Source organism: Candidatus Palauibacter sp., from assembly GCF_965237495.1.
Taxonomy (GTDB): Bacteria; Gemmatimonadota; Gemmatimonadetes; order Palauibacterales; family Palauibacteraceae; genus Palauibacter.
Genome location: NZ_OZ250143.1, coordinates 1,406,403 through 1,433,284, shown reverse-complemented (window position 1 = coordinate 1,433,284; position 26,882 = coordinate 1,406,403). Strand labels below are relative to the sequence as shown.

General features: G+C 68.5%; 22 protein-coding genes, 1 tRNA gene and 1 pseudogene. 2 read left to right on the top strand and 22 right to left on the bottom strand.

Annotated features, from left to right (window positions below; translation table 11 throughout):
* Positions 1 to 378: 378 nt before the first annotated feature.
* A complete protein-coding gene (cax, locus tag ACPXY0_RS06165) occupies positions 379 to 1,512 on the bottom strand; it encodes a calcium/proton exchanger (RefSeq protein WP_423929448.1) in 1,134 nt (377 codons plus the stop codon).
* 42 nt (positions 1,513 to 1,554) lie between these two features.
* Positions 1,555 to 1,625, bottom strand: a tRNA-Cys gene (locus tag ACPXY0_RS06160).
* 131 nt (positions 1,626 to 1,756) lie between these two features.
* Here ACPXY0_RS06160 and ACPXY0_RS06155 point away from each other — a divergent pair.
* Entirely contained in the window at positions 1,757 to 3,403 is a 1,647-nt protein-coding gene (locus ACPXY0_RS06155; protein WP_423929446.1) for a hypothetical protein, read from the top strand.
* Between the two features lie 24 nt (positions 3,404 to 3,427).
* Here ACPXY0_RS06155 and recN read toward each other — a convergent pair whose 3' ends face one another.
* The 19 genes from recN to ACPXY0_RS06060 form a co-directional block, all read right to left on the bottom strand.
* Positions 3,428 to 5,092, bottom strand: a complete 1,665-nt coding sequence (gene recN, locus ACPXY0_RS06150; protein WP_423929444.1) for a DNA repair protein RecN — start codon at positions 5,090 to 5,092, stop codon at positions 3,428 to 3,430.
* A 3-nt stretch (positions 5,093 to 5,095) separates the two neighbouring features.
* Complete coding sequence (locus tag ACPXY0_RS06145) at positions 5,096 to 5,995, bottom strand: NAD(+)/NADH kinase (RefSeq protein ID WP_423929442.1); 900 nt, start codon at positions 5,993 to 5,995, stop codon at positions 5,096 to 5,098.
* Between the two features lie 35 nt (positions 5,996 to 6,030).
* The gene (locus tag ACPXY0_RS06140) at positions 6,031 to 6,936 is read right to left on the bottom strand and encodes a polyprenyl synthetase family protein (RefSeq protein ID WP_423929440.1); all 906 of its coding nucleotides are present in this window, start codon (positions 6,934 to 6,936) and stop codon (positions 6,031 to 6,033) included.
* Positions 6,933 to 7,226 (bottom strand): exodeoxyribonuclease VII small subunit, encoded by a 294-nt coding sequence (gene xseB, locus ACPXY0_RS06135; RefSeq protein WP_423929438.1) that lies wholly within the window; start codon positions 7,224 to 7,226, stop codon positions 6,933 to 6,935. Before xseB ends, ACPXY0_RS06140 begins: the two co-directional genes overlap by 4 nt.
* Positions 7,223 to 8,551, bottom strand: coding sequence for an exodeoxyribonuclease VII large subunit (xseA, locus tag ACPXY0_RS06130; protein ID WP_423929436.1), 1,329 nt, complete (start codon positions 8,549 to 8,551; stop codon positions 7,223 to 7,225). The genes xseB and xseA overlap by 4 nt, the downstream gene beginning before the upstream one ends.
* Positions 8,548 to 9,465 carry a bifunctional 5,10-methylenetetrahydrofolate dehydrogenase/5,10-methenyltetrahydrofolate cyclohydrolase gene (locus tag ACPXY0_RS06125; RefSeq protein ID WP_423929434.1) on the bottom strand — a complete coding sequence of 306 codons (918 nt, stop codon included), beginning with the start codon at positions 9,463 to 9,465 and terminating at the stop codon, positions 8,548 to 8,550. The genes xseA and ACPXY0_RS06125 overlap by 4 nt, the downstream gene beginning before the upstream one ends.
* Positions 9,466 to 9,552: 87 nt before the next feature.
* Positions 9,553 to 11,124 carry a ribonuclease Y gene (gene rny, locus ACPXY0_RS06120; RefSeq protein WP_423929432.1) on the bottom strand — a complete coding sequence of 524 codons (1,572 nt, stop codon included), beginning with the start codon at positions 11,122 to 11,124 and terminating at the stop codon, positions 9,553 to 9,555.
* Between the two features lie 228 nt (positions 11,125 to 11,352).
* A complete protein-coding gene (locus ACPXY0_RS06115; RefSeq protein WP_423929430.1) occupies positions 11,353 to 11,709 on the bottom strand; it encodes a cell division protein ZapA in 357 nt (118 codons plus the stop codon).
* Complete coding sequence (locus ACPXY0_RS06110; RefSeq protein ID WP_419941572.1) at positions 11,706 to 11,969, bottom strand: hypothetical protein; 264 nt, start codon at positions 11,967 to 11,969, stop codon at positions 11,706 to 11,708. Before ACPXY0_RS06110 ends, ACPXY0_RS06115 begins: the two co-directional genes overlap by 4 nt.
* Complete coding sequence (gene pheT, locus ACPXY0_RS06105; RefSeq protein ID WP_423929428.1) at positions 11,947 to 14,430, bottom strand: phenylalanine--tRNA ligase subunit beta; 2,484 nt, start codon at positions 14,428 to 14,430, stop codon at positions 11,947 to 11,949. The genes ACPXY0_RS06110 and pheT overlap by 23 nt, the downstream gene beginning before the upstream one ends.
* The gene (pheS, locus tag ACPXY0_RS06100) at positions 14,427 to 15,461 is read right to left on the bottom strand and encodes a phenylalanine--tRNA ligase subunit alpha (RefSeq protein WP_423929426.1); all 1,035 of its coding nucleotides are present in this window, start codon (positions 15,459 to 15,461) and stop codon (positions 14,427 to 14,429) included. Before pheS ends, pheT begins: the two co-directional genes overlap by 4 nt.
* Positions 15,458 to 15,814, bottom strand: a complete 357-nt coding sequence (gene rplT / locus ACPXY0_RS06095) for a 50S ribosomal protein L20 (RefSeq protein ID WP_419935671.1) — start codon at positions 15,812 to 15,814, stop codon at positions 15,458 to 15,460. The genes pheS and rplT overlap by 4 nt, the downstream gene beginning before the upstream one ends.
* Before the next feature lie 40 nt (positions 15,815 to 15,854).
* Entirely contained in the window at positions 15,855 to 16,049 is a 195-nt protein-coding gene (gene rpmI / locus ACPXY0_RS06090; protein WP_419165791.1) for a 50S ribosomal protein L35, read from the bottom strand.
* Between the two features lie 75 nt (positions 16,050 to 16,124).
* The gene (infC, locus tag ACPXY0_RS06085) at positions 16,125 to 16,637 is read right to left on the bottom strand and encodes a translation initiation factor IF-3 (RefSeq protein WP_423929424.1); all 513 of its coding nucleotides are present in this window, start codon (positions 16,635 to 16,637) and stop codon (positions 16,125 to 16,127) included.
* Between the two features lie 276 nt (positions 16,638 to 16,913).
* Complete coding sequence (locus ACPXY0_RS06080; protein ID WP_423929422.1) at positions 16,914 to 17,285, bottom strand: hypothetical protein; 372 nt, start codon at positions 17,283 to 17,285, stop codon at positions 16,914 to 16,916.
* A 19-nt stretch (positions 17,286 to 17,304) separates the two neighbouring features.
* Positions 17,305 to 17,616, bottom strand: coding sequence for a hypothetical protein (locus ACPXY0_RS06075; RefSeq protein WP_423929420.1), 312 nt, complete (start codon positions 17,614 to 17,616; stop codon positions 17,305 to 17,307).
* A 56-nt stretch (positions 17,617 to 17,672) separates the two neighbouring features.
* Positions 17,673 to 20,198, bottom strand: a complete 2,526-nt coding sequence (locus tag ACPXY0_RS06070; protein ID WP_423929418.1) for an IPT/TIG domain-containing protein — start codon at positions 20,196 to 20,198, stop codon at positions 17,673 to 17,675.
* A gap of 508 nt (positions 20,199 to 20,706) precedes the next feature.
* A complete protein-coding gene (locus ACPXY0_RS06065) occupies positions 20,707 to 22,116 on the bottom strand; it encodes a transposase (RefSeq protein WP_423929416.1) in 1,410 nt (469 codons plus the stop codon).
* A 94-nt stretch (positions 22,117 to 22,210) separates the two neighbouring features.
* Complete coding sequence (locus ACPXY0_RS06060; protein WP_423926975.1) at positions 22,211 to 23,305, bottom strand: IS630 family transposase; 1,095 nt, start codon at positions 23,303 to 23,305, stop codon at positions 22,211 to 22,213.
* 235 nt (positions 23,306 to 23,540) lie between these two features.
* Here ACPXY0_RS06060 and ACPXY0_RS06055 point away from each other — a divergent pair.
* Positions 23,541 to 24,635 (top strand): annotated as a pseudogene (locus ACPXY0_RS06055) (ISNCY family transposase); the annotation flags it as partial.
* Between the two features lie 269 nt (positions 24,636 to 24,904).
* On the opposite strand, the gene thrS reads toward ACPXY0_RS06055, so the two are convergent.
* The gene (gene thrS / locus ACPXY0_RS06050) at positions 24,905 to 26,848 is read right to left on the bottom strand and encodes a threonine--tRNA ligase (RefSeq protein WP_423929414.1); all 1,944 of its coding nucleotides are present in this window, start codon (positions 26,846 to 26,848) and stop codon (positions 24,905 to 24,907) included.
* Between the last annotated feature and the right edge of the window lie 34 nt (positions 26,849 to 26,882).

Here is a 26,882-nt window from a genome sequence, read left to right as displayed (position 1 = left end):
ATCCCGGCTCGGCCCGGGCTGCCCCGAGGGCTCAGACTGGGGAGAAACGCCCCAACCGACAACCCGCCGGCGGGACGGAGACCTGCTGAGCGCGTCGGGGTACAGACGCCGCTCCTCGGCCGTGGAGGCGACGGAGCGCTGACGCGTACTGGAAGAGTGACGCCGGGGCGCGCGGAATCACTTCGGTAGAATGGACTTCATCCCCACTTCTTCCCTGCCACAGGAGGGTGATCCGGCGCCCCGGCGTCGTTCACCACCCACCAACGACCCCGCGAAGCCTGATCTTGTTCCACGGAGCCGAAAACTTGGACGCAACCGACCCGCGAGGGGTTACATGGCCCCACTGCTGGAGCTTGCCAACGCGGCGGCGAAGGGCCGCTACGCCGGAAGGTTGAAGAACGCGAGGCCCAGCAGCACGTAGACGCCGAGGAGGAGGACCCCCTCCATCCAGTGCGTCTCCCCGTCCCCGGAGATCTGTCCGACGACGATCACCGAGATCGCGACCGCCGCGACCTCGAGCGGCGTGAACACGAGGTCCATCGGAGCCGGACCGATCGCGTAGGAGAGGAAGACGAGCAGCGGCGCGACGAAGAGGGCGATCTGGAGCGAGGAACCGACCGCGATCTGGAGCGACAGATCCATCTTGTTACGGAGCGCGACGAGAACGGCCGTCGAGTGCTCGGCCGCATTGCCGACGAGGGCGACGACGATGACCCCGACGAAGACCGCGTTCATCCCCAGGGCGTGCGCCGCCTCCTCCGCCCCGCCCACGAGGATCTCGCTCATCCAGCCGACGAAAGCCGCCGCCGCGAGGAGGATCGCGAACGACTTTCCCTTCGACCACGCCGGCCCCGCGACGGGCCCGCCCTCTCCGTGGTCCTCGTGGTGCGACGCGCCCTGATAGAGTTCCGGGTGGGTCGTGAACGCGAACACGAGGGAGAGCACGTAACACACGATGAGGACGGCGGCGATCTCGACGCTTAGTGAGCCGGAGACCATCGCGGCATCCGCGACCGGCTCCGCACCGCTCGCCGAACCCGTCCCACCGCGCGTGAAGTGCAGGAGCGACGGGATGGTGAGCCCCACCGCGCTCAGCAGGAGGAGGGTGGCGCCGAGCCTCGCGGCGGTCCGGTTGAACACCTGCCGGCGGAACTTCAGCCCGCCGAGGAGGGCGCCGAGCCCGAACACGAGGAGGAGGTTCCCGATGATCGACCCCGTGAGCGACGCCTTCACGAGGTCGTGGAGGCCCGCCTCGAGGGCGAAGATGGCGATGATGAGTTCCGCGGCGTTCCCGAACGTCGCGTTCAGCAGCCCCCCGAGTCCGGCCCCCACATGCTCGGCCAGCATCTCCGTCGACTTCCCCATGATTCCGGCGAGGGGAACGATCGCCACCGCCGAGGTAATAAAGAGCGTGGTCGGGGAGGCGTGGACCACGTACTCGAGAACGAGCGTGATGGGAATGAAGATGAGGAGCAGGAGGAGGGCGTTGTCCACATTAAGTCTGAAGGCCAACCCCGCCTCCCTTTCGATCGCCGGTCCTGAGCACGGAAAGAGAGGCGCCGTCCGGATTCGAACCGGAGTAGGGGGCTTTGCAGGCCCCTGCCTAACCACTCGGCCACGGCGCCGGAGATCGCACAGCCTAATGAGCCGGCCATCCCCCGGAAAGTCTCGGGACGCCGGAGCGCGGCGGTGTGCCTTCCGGGGGGGAGGACCCCGCTCGTAGCGGGGTTCGGCCATGGACTGCTATACTCGCGGAATGCTTCCGGAGATCCGGTGCCCACGCACCCTCCCCCTCGCCATCCTCGCCCTCATCGCGCTCTCGGTACCCTGCGAGGCGCAGTTTCGCGACGCCCGCCTGCCCCGGTCCGGGCAGTTGTGGCTCCAGGTGGCGCCGACCCTGCTCAACTGGTCCGAGCAGTTCGCCCTCGACTCTTCGACCGACTCGATCGCGGACGGCGACCGGGAGCCGCTGGCGGGCCACTTCGACGGCCCGCTCGCCCGGCGGATGTTCCCGGCCCCCGACGTCCTCGTTGACGGGCTCAACGCGGATGCCGTCGCACTCGGCTTCGATCCGGTGACGCTCGACGACTTCTCGTTCGGCGACCTCGATTTCTCGGTGATGCGGGCCCAGATCCGGCGGCTCGCGCTCGGAGCCGAGGTGGGCGTCCTCGACTGGGTCAGCGTAGGCTTCCGGGCACCCTTCACTCTGACGGACATGACGACCGCATTCGCCTTCGACTCGACCGCCGCGACCGTCACCGGCGCGGCGTCCGGGCTGGGGCCCGGCGGGGCGTTCAGCACGGACGCACGGGCCGCTCTCGGATCCCTCGGGCAGCTGATCAACAGCGGTGCGCTCACCGGGCCGGCGCTCTCCGACGCCATCGCGTTACGGGACAACACCTCGGCCTTCCTGAATGCGCTGGAGCGGCGCGCCGGCGGGGGGGGCCTGATTCCCACCGCTCCGAGCACGGCGGGATCGCAGATGATGGGGCGGTTCGCGGGCTTCGCGGCCGCGTTCGGGGCCTTCGGGCTCTCGCTGCCGGAACTCGCCCTTCCCGAGTTCTCCAGTGAAGCCGACTTCCAGGCTCTCTTCCTCGGAGCGGGAGTCGCCGACCGCCTCCCGGCGAATTCGAGGAACGGTCTCGCCCTTGGGGAGATCGAGGTCTTCGCGCGGGTGAACCTCATCGACCAGATCACCCGCCGTCGTCCGATTCCCGGCACGACGGGGCCCGCCGATCCGGAGCGAGGCATCCGGTTCCGAACCACCGTCGGCGGACTCCTGCGCGTCCCGATCCAGTCGCAGAACGCCCCGCCGTTCCGGGATCCCTCCAACTCCGCCGACTTACCTCTCGGGGACGGACAAACCGATATCGAACTGGCGCTCTATCAGGACATCGCGTTCGGGCGCGTGTTCATGATCCAGGCGGCCGGCCACTACGGGATCCAGCAGTCCGACGCGTACGTGCTCCACGTCACCCCTCCGGATCAGCCGTACGTGAGCGGATCGCGCCAGACGCTCCTCTTCCGGGATCTCGGAGAGTACGTCCGGGTTCTCGTCCGGCCCTCGCTGCGTCTGAACTCGGCGATGCGGATCGGCTTCGAGTACGACTACTTCAAGTTGGGGGATCCCTTCTACGCCCTCACCGACCCGGAGTCGGAAATCGAGGACCCGAGCCTGGTTGCGGCCGAGGGATCGCAGACGCGCCACCGCGTCGGGTTGGGGTTCATCGTCGACCTGTCCGAGGCGGGAGGGAGGGAGGAATTGCGGGCGGGCGCGCGCGCGGTGCGGAACCCCTGGCGGTTCGGCATCTCGCTGCGACGGGCCATCGCGGGTTCCGGGGGACAGACGCCCACCTCGTTCAGATTCGGCGCCGACTTTCGCATCCCGATCAACATCTTCTAGCGAGCCGTTCCCGGGGCCGGCCGGTCAGATCTGGCCGGCGAGCAGCTCCTCCGCATGGGCGCGCGAGGCGCGGCTGTCCGGGTCGCCTCCGAGCATGCGCGCCACCTCGAGCACGCGTTCGCCCCCGGTGAGCGCGCGCACCGACGTCCGGGTCTCCTCGCCCTCCGTGGTCTTGCCGATGGAGTAGTGCGCATCGGCCCGGGCCGCGATCTGCGCCAGGTGCGTCACCACGAGCACCTGATGCGCGGCGGAGAGGCGGATGAGCCGGTCGGCGACGCGGTGCGCCACCTCGCCCCCGATGCCGACGTCGATTTCGTCGAACACGAGGATCGGGAGTTCATCGACTTCGATCAGCGCCGCCTCGAGCGCCAGCATGAGCCGGCTCATCTCACCTCCCGACGCGACCCGGCGGAGCGGGGCCGGCGGAAACCCGGGATTCAGCGAGACGAGGAACTCCACCCGCTCCGCTCCCAGCCGCCGCATCTCCCCATCTCCGACGAGTTGTACCGCGAGGCGGCCGCCCCGCAGCCCGAGGTCGGGGAGCGCGGCGTTGACCGCTTCGGAGAGCACCTCGGCGGTGCCGCGTCGCCGCTCGGAGAGCTTCGACGCCAACTCGGCCAGCACCGCGGCCGCCACCTCCCGGCCCGCCTCGAGGCGGGCGATTTCGTCGTCTGCCCCGTCGATCCGCTCGAGCTCGCGCCGGGCTTCCTCACCCGTCCGGATGACCTCGGCGAGCGAGTCTCCATACTTCCGCTTCAGCCGGTAAAGGAGATCCTGGCGGACGCGGATCTCGTCGAGACGGCGCGGGTCGTGCTCGATGGCGTCGCGATAGGGGGCGAGACCCAGTCCGAGTTCCTCGACGCTGCGGAGCGCCGCTTCGTGCAGGTCACGGAAGGGGCTCGCGGCGGGGTCGATCGTGACGAGGGCGTCGAGTCGGTTGCCGAGTTCCCCGAGCTGGTCCACGACGGAGCCCTCCGCCTCGTACAGGCGGTGGTGGAGGAGGCCGGAAAGCTCGATGAGTTCCTCGGAATGCGTGAGCCGGCGCGCCTCCGTCTCCAGCACCTCATCCTCGTCGGGCGAGAGCGAGGCCATCGCGATCTCATCGCACTTGAAGCGCAGGTAGTCGGCGCGTTCCCGCCCTTCGCGAACCGTCTGGCGGACTCGCCCGAGCCGGGCGTCCAGGTCGCGCAACGCGTCGAAGGCCGCCGCCGTCTCCGCGACCAGTGCTTCATGGCGCCCGAACGCGTCGAGGATCCGCCGCTGGTGGCCTCGGTCGAGCAAACGCTGGTGCTCGTGCTGCCCGTGCAGTTCGACGAGCCGCTCCCCGAGTTCGCGCAGCAGCGTCGTGGTGGCCGGAGAACCGTTGACCCAGGCCCGGTGGCGACCCTCGCGGCGCAGCTCGCGGCGGAGAATCAGCCAGCCGTCGTCGTGATCCACGCCCGCCTGCTGGCACAGCGACGCGATGCCTTCGACGCCCTCGACCTCGAAGCGGGCCTCGATCCGCGCCCGGCCCGCCCCGGCCCGGATCATGTCCGGGGAGGGGCGCCCGCCGACCAGCAGCGCGAGCGCCTCGACGAGGATCGACTTCCCGGCCCCGGTTTCGCCGCTGAGGACGCTGAGTCCCGGCCCGAACTCGAGGACGGCCTCCCTGACGACGGCGAAGTTCCGAACGCGAAGCTCAGTCAGCATCTCTCACCCATGGGCGCCGCCGCCGGATCCGGGAGACGGGTGTGCACGCACGTCGCCCCAGTGCAGCTTTCGTCGCAGCACCGTGAAGAACGAGTAGTCGGGCAGGCGCACGAGACGCACGGGATGCCGTGAGCGGACGACCTGCACGCGGTCGCCGACCGATAGGGGACACCCGCGCTGTCCGTCGACGGTGAGCTGCAGGTCGTGATCGCCCGAAAGCAGTTCCACGGAGATTCGCGTGTCGCCCGGAAAGACGACCGGCCGCACGGCCAGGGTGTGCGGGGAGATCGGAGTGGCCACGATCCCTTCCATGGTGGGCGAGACGATCGGCCCGCCGGCCGAGAGGCTGTAGGCCGTGGAACCCGTCGCGGTGGCCAGGATGATCCCGTCCGCGCTGTACTGGCCGACCACGTCGTCGTCCGCCAGCACCCGGTAGCTGATGAGGCGGGCGAAGCCGCTCTTGTGGATGACCGCGTCGTTGATCGCGTGGAAGCTCTTCGACTCCGGGGCGTCGGACCCGTTCACGCGCACCTCGATGCGCAGGGTGAGCCGCTCCTCCACATCGTACTCTCCGCTCGCCACGCTCGACATGGCCGCTTCGAGTTCGTCGGTCGGAACCAGGGTGAGGAAGCCGAGTCGGCCCAGGTTGCACCCCAGCACCGGAATCCCGAGCGGTGCCGCGACCCGCGCGGCGCGCAGCAGCGTCCCGTCGCCTCCGAGCGTGAGCACGAGGGCGACATCGTCTCCGATCTCCTCCAGCGGCGCGGACTCGCGGCGGCTGGCCGTCGCGAGAGACGGCTCGAAGACGAGCGAGATGCCCAACTCGGCCGCCTGCCGCTCGACGCGCGCGAGCAACGGCTCCAAGTGCGGAGATTCGGGGTTACCGATGATGGCGAAGCGCATAGTGAACCTGCTTCCTCGAAGCTCTCAGCCCCGTCTCAACGGTCGCGCTCGAGGATGAGGCGTCCGATCTCTCCAAGCCGGTCTGCGGCCTGAAACGACGCCAGCTCCCGGAACGCGTCGTGGCCCAGTTGTTCCGCCCTCGCCCTCGCTCCCCCGAGGCCCAGCACCGACGGCGTCGTGGCCTTTCCCAGCGCCGCGTCACGTCCCCCGGCTTTCCCCATCCGGTGGGACGATCCCGTGACATCGAGAATATCGTCAACGGTCTGGAACGCGAAGCCGATCGCGACCCCGAAGCGGGTCAGCCGGTCGACGGTCTCTTCCGGCGCCCCGGCCGCAATCCCGCCCATGGTGCAGCACGCGCGGATCAGGCTCGCGGTCTTGCCGAGATGAATGCGTTCGAGCGTCTCGAAGCTCACGTCCTCCCGCTCGGCCTGCAGGTCGAGAAGCTGCCCTCCCACCATGCCGACGCCGCCGGAAGCCCGGGCCAGGACCCTGATGAGCCGGGCGGTGATCCCGTCGTCCAGCTCGAGGCCGGCGGCTCCGTCGCCGACGGCGAGGATCGCGAGCGGCTGTATCGCCGCGCCCGCGAGGATCGCGACGCGCTCATCGTACCGCACGTGCAGGGTCGGCCGCCCCCGGCGCAGGTCGTCGTCATCCATGCAGGGGAGGTCGTCGTGAATCAGGGAGTAGGCGTGGACCAGCTCGGGGGCCAGCGCCAGGCGGTAGAGCCCACTCGGACGATCCGCCGCGCCTCCCCGCGGTGAGCCCCCGGCCGCCTCCCATGCGCCGATCAGGAGAAGGGGCCGAATCCGCTTCCCCGGCGCGAGGACGGCGTGGCGGATGGGCTCGGCGATCGGTCCGGCCTCCCGAAGGGCATCCCCCAGCCACGTCGCCAGTTCCTCGTCCACGGAGGCGCGCGCGGCCTCGAGACTCGGCCTCACGCCGGGCCCTCCGGCGCATCCGACCCCGGGCCGGCCCCGTGGACCGCCGGTCCGTCCGCCTCCAGAGGCTTCGTGTCCAGCCTCCCCGTCGAGGTGGCGATCAGCTCCTCGACCTTGCCGCTCGCCGCCTCGAGCCAGCGGCGCGCCTCCCCGAGGCGTTCGATGCCCCGCTCGAAGAGCCGGATCGCCTCGTCGAGGCCGATGTCCTCCCGGTCGAGACGCTCGACGATCTCCTCCAGTTCGCGGACCGTCCGCTCGAACTCGAACTTGCGTTCGGACGACGCCGTCATGTCTCCGACTCCACCGCATCGGCGGTCGCGTCGACCCGGCCTCCGTGGACGCGGAGCCGGAAGCGGGTTCGGGGCTCGAAGTCCTCGACACGTGTGAGGCGCCGGCCCTCGAGGTCCATGGCGACCGCGTATCCGCGGGCCACGGTCTCGAGGGGGCTGAGGGCGGCGAGAGTGGCGGCGAGACCGGCCAAGCGCGCGCGCGACCGGGCGAGGGCTCGATCGATCCCCGGCGGGAGTCGCTTCTCGACGCCCTCCAACCGCAGCTTCGCGATGTCCCGCACATGGCCGGCGGCCGCCGGGAGGCGTCGCCCGATCGCATCTACCCGATCCCGTCCACGCGCGACGAAGCGGCGCAGTCCTCGTGCCAGCCCTCTTCCGGTCGTGTCGAGCGAGTCCCGCACGCGCCGGATGTCCGGCACCGCGAGTTCCGCCGCCGCCGACGGGGTCGGCGCCCGCAGGTCGGCCACCAACTCGCAGAGCGTCACGTCGACCTCGTGCCCGATGGCGCAGATCACGGGGACCGGACTCTCGGCGACCGCCCTGACCGCGATCTCCTCGTTGAAGCACCAGAGATCCTCCGTGGACCCGCCGCCCCGACTCAGGATGATCGCGTCGAGGGTCGAGCCGGGGTCGAGCGCGCTCCATTCGGCGACACGCCGGAGCGCATCCCGCACCTCGAGCGCCGCCCCCTCGCCCTGGACCCGACAGTTCCGCACCACGACATCGACCCACGGGGCCCGCCGCCGGAGCACGGTGAGCACGTCCTGGAGCGCCGCGCCCTTTCGCGAGGTCACGACGCCGATGCGGCGCGGGAACGGTGGCAGCGGCCGCTTTCGATCGGCCGCGAGCAGTCCCTCCGCGTCCAGACGCCGGCGCAGCCGCTCGAACGCGATCCGCCACAGCCCTTCCCCCGCCATCTCGATCGAGCGGATCCGCAGCTGGAATCGACCCTGCGCGGGATAGAGCGTGGGGCGCCCCTGCACGAAGACCTCCATCCCCGCGTCCGGATCCGCCGGCAGCCGCCAGGCGTCACCGCGGAAGAGGACGCACGACACACTCGCGTCGCGATCCTGATCCCGCAGCGAGAAGTAGCGGTGACCCGCGGGGGAGACCCTCCAGTTCGCGACCTCGCCGCGCACCCAGAGGTTCCCGAAGCGGGATTCCAGCACCCCCCGGGCGGCCTCATTGAGTTCCGAGACCGTGACGGCGGCCTCCGACGACCGGCCGTCACGGACCGGCGGCGGGGCGGCGGCGGCGGGCTCCGCCCGGATGTCCCTCTCCCCGTCCCTCTCCCCGAACAGCGAGGCCTGGCCGCGCGTGCTCATCCCGCCGCCGGCGCGGCCCCCGCCGTGGCCACGCGCCCGATCCGCTCCGCCGACCTCACGGTGTTCCGAAGCAGCATGGCGATCGTCATCGGCCCCACACCCCCCGGGACCGGCGTGATCCAGCTCGCGCGCTCCGCGGCCTCGTCGAACGCTACGTCGCCGACCAGCCGGTATCCCCGCTCGAGTGAAGGATCCTCTACCCGGTTCACGCCCACGTCGATGACGACGGCGCCCTCCCGCACCATGTCGCCGCGAACGATCTCCGGCCGCCCCACCGCGACGATCAGGATCTCGCCCTGGCGCGTCACCGCCCCGAGGTCCCGGGTCCGGCTGTGGGCGACCGTGACCGTGGCGTTCGCGCCCGGCTCCTTCTGCAACATGATCTGGGACATCGGCATCCCGACGATGTTCGAGCGGCCGACGATCACGACGTGGGCCCCCGAGGTGTCGACGCCCGTCCGCCGGATCAATTCCTGCACGCCGGCGGGCGTCGCGGGCCGGAACGCGTGCGGGTCTCCCTGTGCCATGCGCCCCTGGTTCACGGGATGAAATCCGTCAACGTCCTTGGCCGGATCGATCCTCTCGGTCACTTCCCGCTCGTCCAGGTGCCGCGGCAGGGGAAGCTGCACCAGGATCCCGTGGATTTCCGGGTCCGCGTTCAGTTCATCGACAATCGAGAGGAGGTCCGCCTGTCCGATATCGGCGGGCGGTGTGATATCGCGCGCGTGGAGCCCCGCTTCCTCGCATGCGCGGGTCTTCATCCGGACGTAGACGTGGGACGCAGAGTCGTCCCCGACGAGCACCACGCCGAGACCGGGCCGCACGCCGGTCCGGGACAGGACCCGCGCCCGCTCCGCCACCTCCGAACGAATCTCGGCCGCAATTCGCCGTCCATCCAGGATCTGCGCCGCCATCTATTTCCCGTTTCTCCCTGTTCGAGCGTTGCCGTGGGCCTGGCTCCGCTTCGGGAGCGCCGGCCTCCTTTGCCCGAGCGTGAGGATTCAGCGTGCGAAGTCCACCGTGCGCGACTCGCGCACGACAACCACCTTGATCTGCCCCGGATACTGAAGTTCGTTCTCGATCCGGCGAGCCGTCTGTTCCGACAGGACCGCCATCTCCTCGTCGGAGATCTTGTCCGGCGTCACCATGATGCGGATCTCCCGTCCCGCCTGGATCGCGTAGACCTTCTCCACACCGTCCCACGAACTCGCGATCGCCTCCAGCTTCTCAAGACGCTTCACATAGTGCTCGAACGACTCGCGCCGGGCGCCGGGGCGCGCACCCGAGATCGCATCCGCCGCGGTCACGAGGAACGTTTCCGGATAGCGGGCGGGCTCCTCGCCGTGGTGGGCGCGGATCGCGTTCAGGACCGGATCCTTCTCTCCGCACTTCTTGCAGAGATCGTAACCGATCTCGACGTGACTTCCCTCCTTCTCGTGCGTGAGGCCCTTCCCGATGTCGTGCAGCAGCCCCATTCTCTTCACGATCTGGGCATCGAGCGACAACTCCGCCGCCATGGTGGCGCCGATCAGCGCGACCTCGCGCGCGTGCTCGAGCTGGTTCTGCCCGTAGCTCGTCCGGAAGCGCAGCACTCCGAGCACCTCATGGAGCTTAGGGTGCAGATCGTGGATCCCCAGTTCGTAGAGCGTTTCGTCCGCGGCCTGGCGCATCGTCTTCCGGACATCGTCCTTCGCCTTCTCGACGACCTCCTCGATCCGCCCGGGGTGGATCCGTCCGTCGCCGACCAGCCGGTCCATGGCGAGGCGGGCCACCTCGCGTCGAACCGGATTGAAACAGGAGAGGATGACCGCCTCGGGGGTGTCGTCCACGACCACGTCGACGCCGGTCGCGGCCTCGAACGATCGAATGTTGCGACCTTCGCGCCCGATGATTCTGCCCTTCATGTCATCGCTGGGCAGCGTGACGACGGACACGGCGGCCTCGGAGGAGTGATCCACCGAGAGTTTCTCGATGGCCTGTGAGATGATCTTGCGGGCCTCGCGTTCGGCCTCGCTGCGGGCGCGCTCGCGCACCTCGCGCACGTGCTGCGCGGCATCCGCACGCGCCTCGTCCCGAATCTGGCCCATGAGTTCGCGGCGGGCCGATTCCCGATCGAGCCCCGCGATCTCCTGCAGCCTGCGGCCGACCATGCGCTCGCGTTCGTCGAGCCGATCCGCCGTGGCCTCGAGTTCCGACCGCTCCCGGTCCACCGCGTCACGACGCCGATCGAGGCGTTCCTGTCGCTGGTCGAGAACATCCAGCTTGCGCTCGAGGGTCTCGCTGCGCTCGACGGTCCGTTTCTCCAGCCGCTCGATCTCGGACCGGCGCCGCTCGGCCTCGCTCGCCCACGCTTCGCGCAGCTGCTGCGCCTCCTCCCGTCCCTCCAGTTCCGCGGCCTTCCGCACGCTCTGCGCTTCGAGGCGAGCGGACTCGATGATGCCGCGCCCCTCCGTCTCCCGCCGGCTACGTGCCCGGCGCAGACCCCGGCGCTCTATCAGAATCCCCGCGATGCCCCCCGCCAGGAGACCCGCGATCGCCAGCAGGACGACCGGCACGTTCATGGATTCCAGCACAGCCAGACTCCAATCCTCGATCGATCTATGAACAAAAAAAACCGGCGGAACCCGTCCACCGGTGCATGCCGCTCAGGTCGAACGGATGCCTTCGTTCCGTTCGATCATCTATCTCGAGATGCCGCGACGCTCACGCGCCGCCGCCTTTACCGACAGCACGACACCGACTCGCTTCCCTAACGAAACGTCGCGTTCGATTCTGGACGCCGCAAGGCGCGCGGACGGCCTTCAGGCCGGGTCGGCCTCCGCGACCTCGGGGGCCTCGCCGGGCGTGGCTTCCACCGCGGCGCCCGCCCCGGCCAGCGCCTCGAGGCGTTCGGCCAGTTCGACGAGCCGAACCTCGACCGCCTGCGCCAGCGCTTCCGCATCACGGCGCTCCTCGATGAGCTCATCGGTGATCTGGAGCGCCGCGAGAATGGCGGCGCGGTGCGGCTCCGCGACCCCCCGGACGTGAGCCCGCTGGATTGCGTCGTCCACGTATCTCGCGCAGGCCCGGGTATGCGACTCCGGGCGGTTGGTGCGGATCTGGTATTCCTCGCCGAAGATCATCACGCGCACCGGCGACGCTCCACGTGCGGAACTCATACCTCATCCTCCACGAGCGCGAGCCGGGTGCGCAGGCGCTCGGCTTTCCGTTTCGCGCGCACCAGCGTCTCGCGAAGCTGCCGGTTCTCGTCTTCGAGCGCGCCGAGACGCTCCTCGAACCCGCCGTCCGGTTCCGCGTTCCCGGGGGCGCGCCGCAGGATGCCCTCGACGTGCTCTCCGACAGCGTCCACGGCTCGGGACAGGCGCTCGAGCACCCTCTCGACCTCCCGGCGACGTTCAGGACCGGCGGATTCTGGCATCGACTCGTTCCTCCAGGGCAGCGGACAGCGCGGACATCTCCGACTCTACGTCCTGATCGGTCAGCGTGCGATCGGGGGCACGGAAGCGGAACGTCCAGGCCAGCCCGAGACGACCGCCCTCGATCTCGTCCCCGGAATAGACGTCGAAGAGGCGGACCTCGCGTAACAGATCCGATGTGTGTTCGCGTACCGTTCGCTCGATGGCGGCCGCGGCCACACCTCGAGGTACCGTCATCGAGAGGTCCCGGCGCACCTCGGGGAAGGACGATGTGCGGCGGTACCGGGGAACGGCGCGTCCCTCCACGGCGTCGAGATCGAACTCGAGCGCGAAGGCCGGGGCCGCCCACGGCGGCGCGTCGATGCATGCGGCGTGCACGGCTCCCGCCACCCCGATGACGCGACCGTCCCTGACGGCCCGGAACCCGCCGTCCGCGAGCCAGGGCCCGGCCAGAGGCGGTCGCGGGGCGGCGGCGGCCCCCTCCGCAACGCCCGGCGAAGGTTCCAGTTCGGCCCCGCACAATTGCTGGGCGAGCACGTCCGCGATCTCCTTGAGATCCCAGAGATCGAAGTCGAGATTCGCTCCGGACCAGTGATCCGGCCGCCGCGCCCCCGTGATCAGCGCGCCCACGCGCCCCGCCTCCTCGAAGGTTCGGCCCGTCTCGCCGGACGGCCCGTTCCCCTCGGCGTAACCGAATACGGTACCCAGTTCGAACAGGCGCACGTCTCGATTGCCGCGCGCGTGGTTGTGCTCCAGGCGCCGCAGGAGCACCGGCACGAGGGCGGAGCGCAGACAGCTCTCCTCGGCGGATAGGGGGTTCGGCACCGCGACGATCGCCCGGTTGCCGCGGAAATCCCGCGGCATGAAGCTCAGGCTGCGGGCTTCGAGCAGTCCGCGCCGGCTCAGCATCCTCCGCGCCCGGGCCTCCTTCGCGACCCGGGGGTCTTCGGGCACCGCGCTGGGCCGGAATCTGCGATCCTGCCCGGAGGCGGCGTCGTACCCGACCCGGCGCGCCACTTCCTCCACGAGATCGATCTCCCGTTCCACATCCGTACGCCAGCCGGGCACGGAGACCCGCACACGATCCCGTACGCGGTCTCCGTCGCCGCCGGACTCGGCCGGCGGGAGGGGTTCGAACCCGATCGGCCGCAGCGCGTCGAGAATGTCAGCGCCGGTGAGCCGGAACCCCAACACCTTGTCCACACGCCCGACCCGCAAGTCGATGGGCTCCGCGGAGGACGGGCGGAGCCCCACCCGAAGCCCGATCGCGTCCGCCTCGCCGCCGGCCGTGGCGAGGATCAACTCGACGCAGCGGATGAGCGCCTGCTCCTGCGCGTGGACGTCGATCCCCCGCTCGAAGCGGTAGGACGCGTCGGTGGACAGCCCGGCGCCCGAACGGGTCTTCCGCACCCCCGCGGGATCGAAGGCGGCGCACTCGATCAGCAGGTCCACCGTGTCCGAGGTGACCTCGGTGTCGAGCCCTCCCATCACGCCGGCGAAAGCGACCGCGCGGTCCCGGTCGGCGATGACCGTCTGGTCCGGTGTCAGTTCGTGCTCCTCGCCGTCGAGCGTCGTCAGCGGCTCGCCCGCTTCGGCCGCGCGGACGCGGATCTCGGGCCCCGCCAGCCTGGCGAGATCGAAGGCGTGCAGCGGCTGGTTGCGTTCGAGGAGGACGTAGTTCGTGGCATCGACGACGTTGCTGATCGGGCGTGCGCCCGCCGCCAGGAGACGGCCCGCGAGCCACGCGGGTGAGGGACCCACCTTCACCCCGCGCACGACGGCGGCCATGTAGCGCGAACAGCGCTCCGGTGCCTCGATGCGGACCCTCACCCCGGCGCCCGCCGCCTCCGCGTCTGCGTCGCGCCATTCGGGGGTCCAGCGCGTTCCGCCGAAGTCGCGCGGCGCCAGCGATCCGGACAATTCCCGCGCGACGCCCATGTGGCAGGCGAGATCCACGCGGTTCGGATTCAGGTCGAGGGTCAGGCGTGTGTCCGGGAGGCCGAGGGCTCCGGCGAGAGAGACGCCCGGCTCGATGTCGTCGCCGAGCCGCATGATCCCCCCCTTGTCGCGGCCGAGTTCGAGTTCGGCCTCGGAGCAGAGCATCCCGTGGCTCAACTCGCCGCGGATTTTCCGGCTCTCGATCCGGAATCCGCCGGGGAGCCGACCTCCGGGCGCCACGTGGGGGTAGAGTCCGCGCCGCTCGATGACCGGGGCTCCACAAACGACATCGAGCACCTCCCCGTCGCCGCGGTCGACCTTGCACAGCGTGAGCCGGTCCGCGTTCGGATGCGGGGCCAGGTCCAGCACGCGAGCCACCACGATGCCGTCGAGCCGCTGTCCCACCGCTTCGATCTTCTCCACGGCGGCCGCGGTCATGGTCAGGCGCTCGGCGAGGACCCGCGGATCCCGCAGCTCGCCGCGCAGCCCCGCCAGCTCATGGATCCAGTTGAAGGAGATGTTCATACGAACTGCCCCAGGAAACTCATCTCCCCCTCGTAGAGAAGCCGCATGTCGGGAATGCCGTGCCGGACCATGGCGATCCGCGCCGGCCCCATGCCGAAGGCGTAGCCGGTGTAGCGCTCCGGGTCGTAGCCGACGGCCTCGAACACGGCGGGATCCACCATCCCGCTGCCCATGATCGTGATCCAGCCGGTGCGCTTGCAGGTCGGGCAGCCGCTCCCCTGGCACACCGCGCACGACACGTCCACTTCGGCGGAGGGTTCCGTGAACGGATAGAAAGAAGGCCGAAAACGGCTCTTCGTCCCGGCGCCGAAGAAGTGACGCACGAAGTGCTGGATCGCCGCGCGGAACTCGACGAAGTCGACGCCCTCATCGACCGCGAGACCCTCGATCTGTTCGAACGCCGGGGCGTGCGAGGGATCGAACGAATCCCGCCGGTACGCGAGCCCCGGGACGACGACGCGCACGGGCGGCGCGAACGCCTCCATGACGCGCGCCTGGACGGGCGACGTATGGGTACGCAGCACGGTGTCGTCGTCGAGGTAGAACGTGTCCATCATGTCCGCGGCGGGGTGATCGAGCGGGATGTTGAGCGCGGTGAAGTTGTACCATGTCGACTCGACCTCCGGGCCGAGCACGCGCGTGAAGCCGAGTTCCGCGAAGATGTCGCAGATCTCGTCGATCACGCGGGTCACGGGATGGACGCCGCCCACCCAGCGCCCGCGCGCGGGCAGGGTGAGGTCGACGCCGCCGCTCGGAGCGCGAGCCGTCGCGGCCAACTGCCGGTCCTGTCGCTCCAGCGCCTCGCGCAGCGCAGTCTTCACGGCATTGGCGCGTTGCCCCACCTCGCGCCTGGCCGCCGGCTCGACCTTCCCGATGGAGGACATGACGCAGGCCAGCCGCCCGTTCCGGCCCAGGTACTCGACCCGGGCCGACTCGAGAGCGGCGGGATCCCTCGCCTCCCCGATCGCGGCGAGCCCCTCCGCCTCGATCGGGGAGAGCCGATCGAGGAGAGACGCTCCGGCCGGGGTCACGGGGCGTTGGCTTTGGCCACCTCGACAAGCTTGGTAAAGGCGACCGGGTCCCGAATGGCCAGGTCCGCGAGCACTTTGCGGTTGAGATCCACGCCGGCCGTCCTGAGCCCGCTGACGAAACGCGAGTAGGAGATGCCGCGCTGCCGGGCCGCGGCATTGATGCGGGCAATCCACAGGCGTCGGAAGTCGCGCTTCTTTCGGCGCCTGCCCACGTAGGCGTAGGCCCAGCCGCGCTCGACCGAATTCTTGGCCGTACGATAGAGCTTCGACCGCGCCCCGAACTGGCCGCGGGCCTCCTTGAGTATCTTCTTCTTGCGACGGTTACGTGCAACGCTGCTCGTCACGCGTGGCATGACCGCACCTCCTGCTACTGTGCTGGAAAGTCGGGGCGGGCTATGTCCCCAGAAGTCGCTTCACCCGCTTCTCATCCGCCTTCGCCACAAGCGTCCCCTGGCGGAGCCGACGCTTACGCTTCGGGCTCTTCTTCGTGAGGATGTGGCTGTGGTAGGCACGCTGGCGCCGGAACTTGCCGCTCCCCGTCTTTCGGAACCGCTTCGCGGCGGACCGGTTCGTCTTCATCTTCGGCATATGGCGTCCACTCCGTCTGGCCTCCGTCCGGCGACGGAGGATCGATCTCTGATTCTCTGATTCCCGCGAGCCGGCCTAGGTCCGGTGCGGCCCCATCAGCATCGTCATCGTGCGGCCCTCGTGCGCGATGTCCGACTCCACCACCGCGATATCCTGCAGTTCCTGCTTCACGCGGTCGAGAATTCGTCGCCCTCGCTCGGGGTGCGTGATCTCGCGTCCGCGGAACATGAGCGTGAACTTCACCTTGTCACCATCACCCAGAAACCTGCGGGCGTGACGCAGCTTGAAGTCGATGTCGTGAGTCTCGATCTTCGGCCGCAGCTTCACCTCCTTGACGGTGATGATGTGCTGTTTCTTCTTCGCCTCCCGGGCCTTCCGCGCCTGCGCGTACTTGTACTTCCCGAAATCCATCAGCCGACAGACGGGCGGCCGCGCCGCGGGCGCTACTTCCACCAGGTCCAGTCCGCGCTCGGCCGCCAGCGCGCGGGCTTCGTCCGTGGCGACGATTCCGAGCTGGTCACCCTTCTCGTCGATGAGCCGGATCGGGCTGATCCGGATTTTGTCGTTGACTCGTGGGTCTCCGTTCACTTCACCTCATAAAAAAAGCCCGGTTCGGCGGCGGCCGACCGGGTACGGAGATACGCCCCCTGCTCAAGGGGGGGTATGCCGTTGACCCGGCAGCAACACGATCCCGTGCGCCGATAGGGTGGGGGCATCGCGGCCCCGCTTCCGTTTTTTTCAACGTCTGGAAAGTGCCCCCGCGCCGCGCCCCTGTCAACGACGAGCTTTGGACTGATCTGCCCTCTTCTGCGCGGCCCGCATCAACGGTGACCGCGCCGGGGCCCCTCAGCTGACCTTCACATCTCAAGGTGACCCGCTGGCTTGCCATTTTCTCAACTCCAAGCGAATCCTCAGCAAGCTTCGGATAACTCCTTGGATCTTCGTCACTTCCTCTCGGGAGGTCACGTAGTCTCGGGCGTGCGCTACCGCGTTTCGAAGGTCCCGGATCTCCTTGAACTCCTCCTCACGTCTGGATTCCGCCCAGCAACCGGGACAATCGATCTCTCGCAAGATCTTCATCTTGTCGCCGAAATGTGTGTAGAGGAGCGAATCAACCTCGCTATCGTTCTCGCCACTTCTCTTGATCAATCCCGCCACCTGCTGCCTAGCGCCCGCTTCGAGGTGTTGCAGCCAGTCGTTTCGGGACGGGTAGCGGCGCCTGATGGCGCGCGCCATTCCATCTCGAGCCCGGTGATCAAGCCGAAGAGCACCGCTCGGACAGGAAGCTTCTGAAGGTCGGACCACGTAACGAGTCCGGAGACCCGATTTCCCGCAACCACGAGACGTAGGGCTTCTCGTCCACCTCCAGCAGGAAATCAAGGATGGCTCCATCGCCACCGATGAGACTCGCTGACGAGAGGCCGTCCATGATCGATTGGACAACCGTTTCCCCTTCCGGCGGATCAGCCGCGATGGTCCTCGTGCGGAAGAGTCCGGTGATTTTGCCTTCGTCCTCTACCGGGAGGTAGTCGTAGGTCTCGTGTCCACGTTCGTTTCGCTGCAACACTTCGACAGCTTTCTCCAGCGGTCCGCACGTGACCAGAGACTCGCGCGAAGTTTGGATCAGTTCGACCGTGAGACCGGCATGTAGCGTTTCGAAGGTGTCACTTCCGTGTTTAATCGGACCCTGAGAGCCCACACCGAGACGTGACCAGGCACGCGAGCGCCGCTCGGGGACGTCACCTTGAGGCTCGTGGGTCCGCGCGAACCGCGGGGAGTCCAGTGAAGGTAGAAGGTCGAGCCGGCGCGGATGCTCCAGTTTCCTCGAAGCGCGCCGGAGGTTGACACGTAGGGCTGAAGCCAGGCGCTCTGAACGAACCGGCTCCAGATGTCGGCGAGATCCCAAGACGCCATGCCGTAGGTGTCCGCGCCGTTCAGGTCCAGCCAGAGCGTAATGTAGAAATCAGCCAGGATTTCTTCGACCAGCCAGCCACTGACCTCCGCCAGGGAGGCGAGGCCCCTCTCTGGAGACTGGCTGAGACGACGCATCAGGGCCCGTTCACCCCCAGGATACTCGCCGCCCCAGCGGTCCATCGCGTATCGGAACACCATGGACGGAACATCATACACCGCCCTACCCGGACGCCTACACGGTCCGTCGTTGCCCTCCGCCGGACGCCCAATCCAGCTGCATTGCTCCGGCGCGTAGGGGACCTGGCTTGAGTTCGTCGAGTCATCCGAATCCCAGCCGAAGAATCTGGCCAGTCCGGTCACCCATTCGATGTACCAGGCCACCCCACGTTGGTACGCTGCGTAGCCCAGTTCCTGGCCCGACCCATGCCCGAACAGCCGATAGGCCACCAACTGTTCGGACAGCGTTGCGCCGCCTTCCGTCTCCCATCTAGCGAAGTCAGCGCCCTGGAATACGGAGTAGTGCCGTTGAACAAGGTGTGTGACCTCGTGTGCCAGCAGTTCCGGATAGTACGCAAGTATTGCCTGTCTGGTGACGGCGGTTCCGAAGACACCTTCGGGGTCGGGAACCCGCGCAAAGAAGATCTCGGCGTGATTGCTGGTGCCACATCGATCAGGCGGATAGAGATCCCCCGCCCAAGCCCACCCTCCAACACCGTGCCGGTTCGCGTCTTTTGTCATCAGGATGAGAATCTTGCCATTTCCATCGACATCAGACAGCGCCCCGAAGTATTCGTCGTGCACACCCTTTACATGGGATGCGTAGAAGGCGTCCCATTCCGCCAATTCGGTCTCTGTAAAGGTGCCGGTCGGGTTGTCGATGTCGTCGAGCCACACAGCACTGTCACCGTCGAGCCGAACCACTGCGCGCACCTGGTCGCGGGCCCCGCACGTTGTTGGCTCGCCTCTCGTAAACAGTGTGAGCGTATCGTTCACCACGAGGACGCGGGACTGTCGCGCAGACGCCAGTGAAGGGGGCATGGAGCCCAGTCGCCGAAGTAGTTCCTCATTCGCTGCCATTATTTCGTTGTGACGTACCCAGTTACGCCTGGGCCCGACGTTCTCCTCGACAAGGGGGATTCCAGTGCCAGTGGATACCCCCGCCGGCCGCGGTGGATACCCAGCCGAAGGCATTCCAGCTGTCCCCTCCGCCTGACGCCGCGGCTGGAACGCGGCTGCAGTTAGTGCATCAGCCAAGACCGTTGCATCGCCTTGAATACTCGTCATGGTGACCGGAGTCAGAGAGGACGGTATCTCCGATGTGGACACGACACCGATCAGGTACTCGCCGCCCGCGGCGTCACCTGGTAGGTAGAGGCATCCGTTCCCGGCATAGGTGAGGCGGTAGGAGCCCTGCGGCAGCTCAAGATCCGCCGCGGTACGGGGTGTCACCCCGACGGTGCGGGCATCGCTGAGGCCCAGCACGGTCACGCGCAACTCGGACTGCCTCGGGGGCAGGCAATCGCTGTAGGGGACGACCACGGAAAGGCTCGTTGACGTTGCGGCTGTCACGGTCGCGGCCAGACCATCGATTAGGACGGCGTTGTTTCCGGGGACGATTGAGAAACCGGAGCCCCGGATGGTCGCGTTCGCGCCCTCGAGCAGCACGGCGGGTTCGACATCCGTGATGATGACGGGAAGCTGGGCCTCCGAGGTCACCTGAAAGCTCTGGCTGGCGCTCAGGCCGTCGCCGTCGGACGCGGTTACCGTAGCCGTCGCCGTCCCCGGCGTGACGGCGAGAATCCCGAACTCGTCCCCAGACACCAAGGCGAGTACGATCGACGCATCCGTTGTACCGGCCGTGTAAGTCAAATCGTCGCCGTCCGGATCCGCGAAGTACTCGGGTCCGGCCCATGTCCGCGTCTCCCCAGCCGTCAGGCGCTGCGGAGGAATCGTATCCGTCACGAGCGGCGCCCGGTTGGGCACCGTTACCGCGAAACTCTGCTGTGCCGCGAGCCCTCCCGGGTCCGTGGCCGTGACGGTCACCGTGGCCGTTCCCCTGCTCACGCCAACGACCGTCACCGTGCTGCCCGTGATCGCAGCCGTAACCACGCCGGCGTTCGATGTGCCGACGGCATAGGTCAACGCGTCACCGTCCGGATCCGCGAAGTACTCGGGTCCGGCCCACGCGCGCGTCTCCCCGACCGCCAGGCGCTGCGGAGGAATCGTGTCCGTCACTTCCGGAGCCCGGTTGGGGACCGTTACCGCGAAACTCTGCTGGGCCGCGAGCCCTCCCGGGTCCGTGGCCGTAACGGTCACCGTGGCCGTTCCCCTGCTCACGCCAACGACCGTCACCGTGCTGCCCGTGATCGCAGCCGTAACCACGCCGGCGTTCGATGTGCCGACGGCATAGGTCAGGGCATCGCCATCGGGATCGCTGAAGAAACCCGATACCTGCACCGCCGCGGAATCGCCCACGGCCAGCTCCACCGCGGGCATGGCTCCTACCGCAAGCGGAGCCCGGTTCGGCGGAGGAGGGGGAGGGGGCGCTGGCCGGGGTGGCGCCGTGGGTTCCCCGCCGCCGCACGTGGTGAGCCACACGGCGACGAGGATCAGTCGCGCCGAACCAAGGGCTCGGCGAATCCGCAGCGAGAGGGTGATCTGCTTCAAGGCCCGACACGCCACTGCGGGTACATCCCGAGAAGCGCGTGAGGGAGGAGTTTCGGCCATAGTGGAATCTCTTAAGCTAGCAGGCCGTGGCAAAACGGCCGCACGGGGCGCGGAATATGATGTCAGCGAAGTGGCGGGGGATAGTCGCGGGAACGCGGCGGCGGGGTGATATCCGGGCCCAGGCGGCCGCCGGACGGCCCGGCACGCGCGATATAGGCCCGAGGAAGGCCAACAGGGCCGCCGCGGGGCCTCCCTCTTGAAGCGTGGACGCACTCCGGCCCTGAAGGCTTCTCGGCGTCCCGTAGCCGAACCGGCTCCGCATCAGAAGCCCCAGGTTGAACGCGGCCGCGTGCACCAGCATGCGCTTGCGGATGTTCTCGTGCCCGCGAAGGTGCGTCCGGCGCATGCCGCCGGTGGCGAGCAGGTGGGCGAAGGCGCGCTCCAGCTTCTCGCCCCGGGCCCGCTGAAGCCGGCGGCCCCGCGCTCCCTTGATCCGGCGCCGGTTCGCATAGGTCGGCTGCTGCGCCGCCCGGTCCCGCTTCCAACTGCGCCGCCCCCGGTTCGGCTCGCTCACGTAGCCGCGCACGCCGCGTCCGGCCAGTTCCTTCATCGTCGCGTTCGAGTGGTAGCCCTTGTCGCACACCACCTCCCGAACCTCCGTGCCCACGCCCTCCAGTTGGCGCCCGGCCTCATCCAGCGTGGCCGGCAGCGAGGCGCTGTCGCCCCCGGTCGTCGGCCCCACCGTCACCGCGCACACCGCGCCGGAGTCCATGTCCACCGCCTGCTCCAGCTTGTGGCCCATGCGCGTCCGCCCGTCCTTCATCTTCGTGATCCGCGCGTCAGGGTCCTGCGGGTGCGTCCAGTCCTCGTTGCTCCCCTTTTTCGGCCGCTTCCGGTCCAGCTTCGCCAGATCCGCCCGCGTCGGCGTCTCGATCCCCGACGCCCGCGCCAAGCGCTCCAGGAACTCGTCGTAGCCCTCGTCCGTGTCCCGGCGTACGATCGACCGCATCGCCGCGTTCCCCTCCAGCGTCGTCGCGTCCACCCCCAGCGTCTTGCCGCTCAACAGCCCGCTCTCCCGCAACAGCTCCAGCATCCGGGAGAACACCGCCTCGTGACACTCCACCGGCAGACGCCGCCGTGTCCGCGACACCGTCGAGTGGTCCGGCGGGTTCTCGTCCAGCTCGTAGCCCAGAAACTCCCTCAGCGACAACGACTCCGCGCACCGCCACGCGATCCCCCGCTCCGATCCGATCCCCTCCAGGTATCCCACCAGAAGCATCCGGAAGTACACCCCCGGAGGCACGCTCGGACGGCCCACCCGCTCCGCGTAGTGCGCCGCGCACGTCTCCTCGCACAACGCGTCGAACCCCGCCCCCGCCAAGAGACCCTCCAGAGCCCGGTAGAACGGGTGTCCCGGCGCCCGGATCCCCTCGGCCGCCACGAACAGCGCCTTCTGACGCCCGCCCCTGCGCCGACCCATCGCCATCGCCACCCTCCCGTAACCGCCAGTCGCCTCTTGTCCCGCCCTCAATCTAACCATCAACATCCTCGCGGGACATCGCGACTTTTACCACGGCCTTCTAGTGTCGTGTCCCAGAGATAGCTGTACATAGTCTCTGGATCTTCCGGAGGATGGAGTCCGCGGTGGCGGTCCACATGAAGGGCTGCGTGCCTGAGTTGTTGTAGTGCTCGGTGAAGCGGAGGATCTTTTCCTTGAGCTGGGTGACCGAGGAGAAGGAGCCGCGGCGGATTGCCTTCTGGGTGATGATGTTGAACCAGATCTCGACCTGGTTGAGCCAGGAGGAGTAGGTGGGAGTGAAATGGATATGGTAGCGTGGGCGGGCGGCGAGCCAGCGCTTGACCTTGGCATGCTTGTGGGTGCTGTAGTTGTCGACGACGAGGTGGACGTCGAGGCCGGGAGGCACGCTGGCGTCGATGTGCCCCAGGAAGCTCAGGAACTCCTGATGACGATGCCGCGGCTTGCACTGGGCGATGACCTGGCCGGTGGCCACGTCCAGGGCGGCAAAGAGGTTGGTGGTGCCGTGACGGATGTAGCCGTGCGTGACGCCTTCGACGTATCCGAGCCCGAGGGGCAGGAGAGGCTGGGTTCGCTCCAGCGCCTGGGTCTGGCTTTTCTCGTCGACGCAGAGCACCATCGCGCCTTCGGGCGGGTTGAGGTAGAGTCCGACGATATCGCGGACCTTCTCGGCGAAGAACGGATCGGTGGAGAGCTTGAAGTGCTTCTGCCGGTGAGGTTGGATGTTGAACGCTCTCCAGACGCGATGAACCGTGGACTTCGACACCCCCGCCGCGTCCGCCATGGAACGGCAACTCCAGTGCGTGCTGCCGTCGGGAGGCTCGGTCTCGAGCGTCCTCCGCAGCAGCACCATGACTTCGTCATCTTCGATGGACCGCGGCTTTCCCGGCCTGCGTTCGTCGTACAGGCCCATCAGGCCCTGGGTTCGGAAGCGCTGGCGCCACTTGCCGACCGTCTGCCGGCTGGTGCGGACCCTCTCGGCAACCGCCTTGTTGTCCAGGCCATCGGCGCACAGAAGCACGATCTCCGCACGGCGCACGAGCCCGGCGGGCAGGCTGCGCGAACGCACCAACGACTCGAGTTCCTCACGGGCACCCTGACTGACTTCGAGCTCCTTCAACGGACGTCCCCGGGGCATGGTCTCTCCCTCGTTCAGGTGGGTGAGGGGAAAGGTGCCCTGTTGCCGTCACTATGTCAACGTATTTACGGGACATAACACTAGGGGCCGTGACGGTTCGAAGCGAACCAACCTACGACGAATCGTATGCTACCCCTCCCAATTGGGGCGGGGCAAGACTGTTACGAGCACATAATCTGTCCGGTTCTTTAGCACATAACCTGTCCGGTTTCAACATGGTCTCGGAGGAGGCGGTATGGACCGGACGGAGCTGCCGCGGGCGGCGCGGACGTTGAGGTTCGAGGAGTTGTACCGGGCGTGGCTGCGGGGGGAGATGACGCAGGGGTGGGCGGCGGGCGTTCTGGGGGTGAGCGAGCGGACGTTCCGGCGCTACGCGTCGAGGTACGAGGCGGGCGGTCCGGAGGGGCTTCGGGACGGGCGGGTGGCCGGGGGCTCGCACCGGCGGGCGCCGGCGGCGGAGGTGGCGGCGCTGGAGGCGCTGTACGGGCAGGAGTACGAGGGCTGGAGCGTGCGGCACTTCCACGAGCGGTACGTGGAGGATCACGGTGGGCGCCGGTCGTACACGTGGGTGAAGAACCGCCTCCAGGGGGCGGGCCTGGTGAAGCGTGGCCGGCGTCGTGGCCGACACCGGCTGAGACGTCCCCGGAAGCCCCTGGAGGGGCTGATGGTGCACCAGGACGGCTCCACGCACGAGTGGGTGCCGGGGCGGGTGTGGGATCTGATCGTGACGTCGGACGACGCGACGGGGCGGGTGTACTCCGGGTTCTGCGTGGCGGAGGAGGGGACGTGGTCGAGCTTCCGGGGCGTGCGGGAGACGGTGGAGGCGAAGGGGCTGTTCGCCAGCCTGTACACGGATCGCGGCTCGCACTACTGGCACACCCCCAAGGCCGGGGAGAAGGTGGACCGGAGCAGGCCGACCCAGTTCGGGCGGGCGATGGGGGAGTTGGGGATCGAGATGATCCCGTCGTACTCGCCGCAGGCGCGGGGGCGGTGCGAGCGCCTGTTCCGGACGCTTCAGGGACGCCTGCCCAACGAGTTGGCGCGCGAGGGGATCGCGGACATGGGGGAGGCGAACGAGTACCTCGGGGCGTACTGGCCCCGGTTCAACGCGGCGTTCGGGGTGGAGGCGGCCGGGGAGGGGACGGCGTTCGTGCCGCTGTCGGACGTGAGGCTGGACGACATCCCGTGCCTGCGGGAGGCGCGGACGGTGGGCAACGACAACTGCGTGTCGTACCGCGGGAAGCGGCTCCGGATCGCGCCCCAGCCGCACCGGATCCACTACGTGCGGGCGAAGGTCCGGGTACACGAGTACGAGGACGGGAGCATGTCGGTGTTCCACGACAGGCTCCGGCTGGGCCGCTACGACCGGCAGGGATGTCCGCTGGCGACCTCGAACGGGGCGGGAGGGACGGCGCGTGACGCGCGACACGGCCCCCGCGGAGGCGAGCGTAGCGAGCCGGAGCCGGGGCCGTGTTCAAACCGGACATGTTACGTGCTACCAAACCGGACAACTTCATTTGCTCCCTACATTGGGGCGGGGCAAGACTGGTGCATGGGGCCGATGGTGGGCGAACTTCCTAGCGTCTCCGCCCGTAAACGTCAGGCGGAGAGGGCCTTCTCTTCCACCCGCGCACGAGCGCGGGATACGAAGTCGTCGAGGGGGACGATCTCCTGCTTCCGCTTCGCGCCTCGGGCGCGCACGGCGACCGTGCCGGCCTCGATCTCGCGGTCTCCGACGACGAGCAGGTAGGGGATCTTCTGCAGTTCTCCGTCGCGGATGCGGTAGCCGAGCGTGTCCGAGCGGTCGTCGAGTTCGACGCGCAGGCCCTCCTCGGCGAGCCGGTCCCGGATGCCGCCCGCGGCCTCGGCGTGCGCGTCGGCGATCGGCAGGATGCGGACCTGCACGGGCGCGAGCCAGGGCGGAAACGCGCCGGCGAAGTGCTCGATGAGGACGCCCGTGAAGCGCTCCAGGGTGCCGAAGATCGCGCGGTGGATCATCACCGGCCGGTGCGGCTTGTTGTCCGGCCCCATGTACTCCAGTTCGAAGCGGGCAGGCAGGTTGAAATCCAACTGGATGGTTGCCCCCTGCCATTCGCGCCCGATGGCGTCCTTGTACTTGATGTCGATCTTGGGACCGTAGAACGCCCCGCCACCTACGTCGAGTTCATACTCCAGCCCGCCGCGCTCCAACGCTTCGCGCAGTGCCGCTTCGGCCACATCCCAAACCTCGTCGCCGCCGATCCGCTTCTCCCCGTGGGGACGTGTTGCAAGATCGAACCGATAGTCGAGGCCCAAGGTCGTCATCACAGTGTCCACCAGTCCGAGACAGATGAAGATCTCGTCCTCGATCTGGTCTGGAGTACAGAAGACGTGCCCGTCGTCCATGGTGAGCATCCGTACGCGCAGCAGCCCGTGCAGCGTCCCCGACCGCTCGTATCGGTACACGTTCGCGACCTCCGACAGCCGGACCGGGAGGTCTCGGTAGCTGCGCGGGCGCGCCGCGTAGATCGTGATGTGCCCCGGACAGTTCATGGGCTTCACGCGGAACGCCTCGCCTTCGGCGCCCTCCATGCGGGGATACATGTTCTCCGCGTAGTTCGGCAGGTGTCCGGAGCGCCGGAAGAGCGCTTCGCTCGAGAGGTGGGGCGTGTACACGACATCGTAGCCGCGCGACTGCTGCAGGTCCTCGATCCAGCGCCGCAGTTCCTGCTGTATGCGCGCGCCCTTCGGGTGCCAGCACACGAGGCCCGGACCGATATCCTCCTGGATCGAGAACAGGTCGAGTTCGCGCCCCAGCTTCCGGTGATCCCGTTGCCGCGCCTCTTCGTGGCGGGTGATGAAGGCCTCGAGCGCGCCGCCCGAATAGAAGGCGGTGCCGTAGATGCGCTGCAGCATCCGCCGCCGTTCGTCGCCGCGCCAATACGCCCCCGCAGCGCTGAGGAGCTTGAAGTGGCGGATCTCGCCGGTGCTCGGCGCGTGCGGACCGCGGCAGAGATCGAGGAAAGGGCCGTTGCGATAGACGGAGATCGCCTCGTCCTCCGGGATCTCGGCCAGCCGCTCCAGCTTGAGGGGATCGTCGGCGAACAGTTCCTGCGCTTCGTCGCGTCCGACTTCGCGGCGCTCGAACCGGTCGTCCGCCGTGACGACTTCGGCCATCGCACACTCTATCCTGTCCAGATCCTCGGGCGTGAAGGGCGCGGGGACGTCGAAGTCATAGTAGAAACCGTCGTCGATGGGCGGGCCGAAGCCGATCCCCGCCCCCGGATGGAGTTCGCGGACGGCCGTCGCCAACGCGTGCGCCGCGGAGTGCCGGAGCACGTAGAGCGCGTCGGGATCGCCGTCGTCGCGGGTGACGATCGCCACCTCGGCCCCGTCGGGGAGCGGCACCGAGAGATCCGATAGCTGCCCATCGATTCGCGCGGCTACCGCCGCCCGAGCCAACCCGGGACCGATGGCGGCGGCAAGGTCCGCCGCGGTGGCGCCGGACGCCAGTGCCTTCGAGGAGCCGTCGGGGAGCGAGATGGAGATGTGGGGGTCGTTCATCGGCCTACCCGTCGATGGACGATTTTCGTCGGCT